Source organism: Neobacillus drentensis (genome assembly GCF_036965245.1).
GTDB lineage: Bacteria > Bacillota > Bacilli > Bacillales > Cytobacillaceae > Neobacillus > Neobacillus drentensis_G.
Genome location: NZ_JBALPG010000236.1, coordinates 1 through 3,692, shown reverse-complemented (window position 1 = coordinate 3,692; position 3,692 = coordinate 1). Strand labels below are relative to the sequence as shown.

General features: G+C 35.0%; 4 protein-coding genes. 3 read left to right on the top strand and 1 reads right to left on the bottom strand.

Annotated elements, in window-relative coordinates; genetic code table 11:
- Positions 1–426 precede the first annotated feature (426 nt).
- Complete coding sequence (locus V7150_RS26125; RefSeq protein ID WP_420490337.1) at positions 427–978, top strand: GNAT family N-acetyltransferase; 552 nt, start codon at positions 427–429, stop codon at positions 976–978.
- 44 nt (positions 979–1,022) lie between these two features.
- Here the strand turns inward: V7150_RS26125 and V7150_RS26120 are convergent, their stop codons facing one another.
- Positions 1,023–1,595 (bottom strand): TetR/AcrR family transcriptional regulator, encoded by a 573-nt coding sequence (locus V7150_RS26120; protein WP_335524145.1) that lies wholly within the window; start codon positions 1,593–1,595, stop codon positions 1,023–1,025.
- 333 nt (positions 1,596–1,928) lie between these two features.
- On the opposite strand from V7150_RS26120, the gene V7150_RS26115 reads away from it, so the two are divergent.
- Both V7150_RS26115 and V7150_RS26110 read left to right on the top strand, forming a co-directional pair.
- Complete coding sequence (locus V7150_RS26115) at positions 1,929–2,852, top strand: ABC transporter ATP-binding protein (protein WP_335524143.1); 924 nt, start codon at positions 1,929–1,931, stop codon at positions 2,850–2,852.
- Positions 2,845–3,540, top strand: coding sequence for an ABC transporter permease (locus V7150_RS26110; protein ID WP_335524141.1), 696 nt, complete (start codon positions 2,845–2,847; stop codon positions 3,538–3,540). The genes V7150_RS26115 and V7150_RS26110 overlap by 8 nt, the downstream gene beginning before the upstream one ends.
- Positions 3,541–3,692 lie beyond the last annotated feature (152 nt).

Below are 3,692 nucleotides of genomic sequence, written 5' to 3'. Positions count from 1 at the left end.
TATTAAAGACATTTTTACAGCTTTTCAGGACCGTTTTGTCCTTAAGACCCCCTATTAAAGACACTTTTTACGTTTTCCCAGGCCGTTTTGTCCTTTAGAACAACAAGAATAAGAGTATCTTTGCGAACGATTACCATATTGTTTTTGGATTTGAAATCAGCATAACAATTGGCTCCATCTTTCTTTTCTTGTTGGGCATTTTTTTAAGTTTAATGGAAGAATACACTGACAGACTTATAGTAAAAACAAAGATTGCCGAATCTTCAAAAAGATTTTATAATTAAGCTAGATTACGTTTAGAGGAGATGTGCCTATGCTATCGCTCATTGCAGGAACCCGAAAACACTGGTAATACAGGGGGCCTCAGGTAAGCCTGATACAATGTGCAACTGCCCCCGCTAAAAAAATTAGGGGGAATTATGAATGATGATGAATGATTTATTTAAAGGAAAATATCTAAAATTAACCACTGAAAGAGATTCAGACGCGGAGGAAATGGCTCGTTGGCAGGAAAATAGTGATTATTTACGAAAAGTCGATACTGATTTTGCACTGCCAAAATCGTCTGCCGCATTGAGAGAATATGACGCTTCGAAAAGGAACGGCTCTAAGAATTTCGAATTCAGGTTGCGTACACTTGATGATGACACACTGATTGGCTTTGTTGCACTTCACAGCATCGAATGGAACAATCAGGCTTGTTTGCTGGCAATCGGCATTGGAGATCCGGATCATCGTGGCAAGGGCTACGGAACAGATGCCCTGAACCTGATACTTCGTTATGCTTTTTATGAGCTAAACATGAATCGCGTTGGGCTTGATGTTATTTCCTATAACCTTCAAGCAATAAAAGCATATGAAAAGGTTGGTTTTAAAACGGAAGGGTCAATGAGAAGTGCCGTACTAAGGGACGGGAAGAAATATGACCGTGTCATTATGGGGATACTCCGTGACGAATGGCTAAAAATGCAAAATTAATAATGACAAAAGACTTGTGCAGTTATTTGCACAAGCCTTTTTTATTACCTTGGCAGCCCCTTCAAAAGAAACACCTTCATAATTTCAGCAATCTGGTCAGAACTCAATGGTTCGTGGTTTCTTTCCCAGTCAGACACAAGGGCAATATACATTTTTAACAATAGAAAGCTAGTGATTTCAGTGTTGATTGCCGGGAGGGCCCCTTTTGCAATAGCTGTCTCCATTTTTTGCTGTAAATAAGCAATAATCTCATTCTCAACATGCTGCAGCATTTCGGAAACCGTCAATGTTCCCATTTCGGCTTCTTCCTGGACAAGCTTAATCATGAGGTGATGCTGGGAGCGAAATTCTAATAAACGATATAAGGCACGATGGACATTTTCCGTAAACGGTAAATCTGGCTGGAGAACCGCCTCAGCCTCTACGATCATTTCTTTCACCAACGAAGAAATAATCTCTTCAAATAGTTCCTCTTTATTTTTAAAAAAAGTATAAATCGTTCCTTTTCCAACATTAGCAAGCTTAGCAACCTGATCCATTGTCGTCGCTTTATAGCCAAATAATGAAAAGGATTTTGTTGCCGCTTCAACAATCATTTTTCTTCTGTCGGGTGCCATTCACATACCCCCTCCGTTTTGACTAATTTAGTTTTTTAGTCAATTTAATATAATTTTACTATAGCATAGCTTTATTTCAGTATCAAATGTATTTGTAAAACTTTTGGAAAATTGTCAAAAAAACACGACCGAAAAAGTCATATTTTAAAAAGAAAGAATAGACCACACGTCTTTCGTCTTTCCCCTGTATTGTTTTTTGAACAGCGCTCCAGTCCGTACTACGGTCGCTTACGCTTTTCCTCAGAACTTAAGATTTTTGTAAGAAATGAGTAAGAAAAAAGAGATTATCCTATTTTACAATAAGTATTATCAATTGTTGAGGAGAGAATACGCATGTCCTATATATTAACAACAAACAATCTTACAAAAGTGTTTCATGGTAAAGAAGTGATTTCTCAGGTGAATATGAGTGTAAAAAAAGGAGAAATCTATGGGTTTCTTGGACCGAATGGTGCAGGGAAAACGACTATAATGAAGATGATGACCAATTTAATTAAACCGACAAGCGGAGAGATTGAAATTTTTGGAGAAAAATTTACCGATACCTCCTATGAAGTGTTAAAAAGGATGGGAACGATTATTGAATATCCTATTTTTTACGAGAAATTAACTGCAGGAGAAAATTTAGATTTACATTGTGAATATATGGGGTACCACGACAAGAAGGCGATTCAGCATGCGCTAGATCTTGTTGGTTTAAAAAATATTAATAATAAACCTGTTAAAGACTATTCACTTGGGATGAAACAAAGACTTGGTATTGCTCGTGCAATCATAACAAAGCCAGATCTGTTAATTTTAGATGAACCGATTAATGGACTTGATCCTATTGGAATTAAGGAGCTAAGGGATTTATTTAAAATGCTTTGTAAAGAGTACGGGATCACAATACTTATTTCCAGTCATATTTTAGGTGAAATAGAGCAAATGGCTGATACTATTGGTGTAATTAGTAATGGAAAGCTAATTGAGGAAGTTTCAATGGAGAATATCAACGGGCAGCATACTGAATATATCGAAATAGCTGTAGATAACAGTAAAAAAGCAGTCTTTATCTTAGAAAATAATCTTGGAATTGCAAATTTTAAAGTGATAGAGAATGGCTTCATTCGAATATATGATTCAAGCATCACTCAATTGGATATTTCAAAAGCCTTTATCCTAAATGATGTTGCAGTGGAATCGATAAGTAAGAAAACGAGTTCTTTAGAAGACTACTTTTTGAAGTTGATCAATGGGGGTGCGATACATGCTTAATATTATAAAATTAGAAATAAAAAAACATAAAATCGGTAGTTCAATAAAAGGGGCACTTATTGCAACTGCTTTTATTTTCGGTTGTATGTTTCTATTTCTATTTGGGTCAAAATTTGATGATGAACTTATAATGGAAAGTTACGAATTTATTTTTGTCTTGATTGATACTTTTGTCAGAGCTGTTTTTATTATCTTCGCTTCCACTTTAATTGCTAAACTCATTATTGACGAATATAAAAACAAGACGATTACGATATTATTTATGTATCCAATCAATAGAAAGAAAATCATTATCGCAAAGCTAATACTTATAGTCATCTTTACATTTACAGCCATTATTTTTGCGAATGCGATTGTCGCTATTTTGTTTTATTTTATGAATGAAACGCTACAATCTATCCCAGATACGCTCTCTTTTACAGTTGCAAAAAATCATGCATTGAGGGTTCTAATGAATGCTCTATCCGCAACCGGAATGAGTTTAATACCTCTATTTTTCGGTATGCGAAAATATTCAGTACCAACAACCATCATCTCCTCGATAATGATTGTTTTCATCGTTTGCTCTAACAATGGTGGAATGACATTAAATGATATTATTATCATCCCTATAACACTTGCAATTATTGGTGTGTTAATTGCCTATATGGCAATTAAAAATATCGAGAAGGTGGATCTAATCCAATAATAAGAGTTTGATATTATTATCCCTATTACATTCGCTGTACTTGGCTTAGGTTCTTGTTGCTTTTGATTATTGGAAGCATTCAGAAAAAACTGGCAGAAAGTCATTAATTTTTTTCAAAAATTATTAATGAGAAATACTAATCAATCGTTTGA

Excerpts from the sequence above, each read along its gene's own strand:
- V7150_RS26120 (WP_335524145.1), bottom strand. The coding sequence starts at position 1,595 with ATGGCACCCGACAGAAGAAAAATGATTGTTGAAGCGGCAACAAAATCC.
- V7150_RS26110 (WP_335524141.1), top strand. The coding sequence starts at position 2,845 with ATGCTTAATATTATAAAATTAGAAATAAAAAAACATAAAATCGGTAGT.
- V7150_RS26125 (WP_420490337.1), top strand. The coding sequence starts at position 427 with ATGATGAATGATTTATTTAAAGGAAAATATCTAAAATTAACCACTGAA.
- V7150_RS26115 (WP_335524143.1), top strand. The coding sequence starts at position 1,929 with ATGTCCTATATATTAACAACAAACAATCTTACAAAAGTGTTTCATGGT.